Annotated in this window: 1 protein-coding gene; it reads left to right on the top strand. The window is 57.3% G+C overall.

Annotated features, from left to right (window positions below; all coding sequences use genetic code 11):
• Nucleotides 1-160 precede the first annotated feature (160 nt).
• Nucleotides 161-1,000, top strand: an 840-nt coding sequence (locus tag DLM45_RS16365; RefSeq protein WP_181338394.1) for a carbohydrate kinase family protein, incomplete at its 3' end; no start/stop codon positions are given.

The following is a 1,000-nucleotide window of genomic DNA, read 5'->3' on the forward strand; positions in this document are numbered from 1 at the left end:
GTATTTGGCGGGTTACGCCGTCCCGGAGTGGGTTCTCTACCGTGCCTTGGCAAGCGCCCGGCTAGCGATGGGTGAGGACCAGCGGATCTACGTGTACATGGAGACACTCCCTGTCGAGGGGGAGCGCCTGACAGAACTCATCCCGGAGACAGGCCCACTCTTGGACATTCAATTCTTGGACATGGACGGAAACGTAATTGGGAATGAACTAAGCCAGCGCGTTAGCAGCGAAGAGCTTGCCGCTCTCTCTGACCCGGATTCGCGAAGTCAGCTGGCTACTTTTGTCTCGCGCTTCATTCGCTGGCGAGGCGTATTCCGTAGGCCCGGCAGGATCAATGATCGACACTTTAAGTACCAATACGCGTTGCTGGATGAGGTCGCGTACAGTGAACTCGCAGACCTCCTAGAGGCCTACGCTCTAGAAAAGGAGGTCGATGCAGTCATCTTCTCGGACTATGCGAAGCCGGGTTGGCTAGAACCTTCCGTCATGGAGTTCGCCCAAGCGAACGACATACCTTGGGCAAGTGCACATCATCTCGACCTAAAGGTCGATCTCGTTGACCCGGCCCTCAGACCATGGGTATCTGAGGCGAAGCAGCGTCTGGCTGCCACCGACAGTCGACCATTGGTAGTGATCCCGGCGTATAGAGATGGGCTCTCGCATACAGAGCTCGATGCCTTGCTTGGCCGCTTCGGCTGCCATGACTACCAATTGCTATCGGTGATTGTCGACAGTGACCTGGCGAGGGAGCACTCAGTCGAAGGCAGTTGGTATCGAACCGTGGAAGTGCCGAGGGGCGCTTCGAGTGCCCGAGTTGACTTCTTTCTTGATGCGCCCATTGAACCGTTGCCGCGCGGTGACTGGCTGATAGGAGTGGCTACGACGCTCGATGAGATTCAAGAAATGGCCATGGAGATCGAGGATGCCAGCACCGCCGGATTCTGGAGCCTTTTGGCGGATTATGGTGCAGCTGCGGAATCTCCCGTACCAGAGGGGCGC

This window comes from Hyphomicrobium methylovorum (genome assembly GCF_013626205.1).
GTDB classification, from domain to species: domain Bacteria; phylum Pseudomonadota; class Alphaproteobacteria; order Rhizobiales; family Hyphomicrobiaceae; genus Hyphomicrobium_B; species Hyphomicrobium_B methylovorum.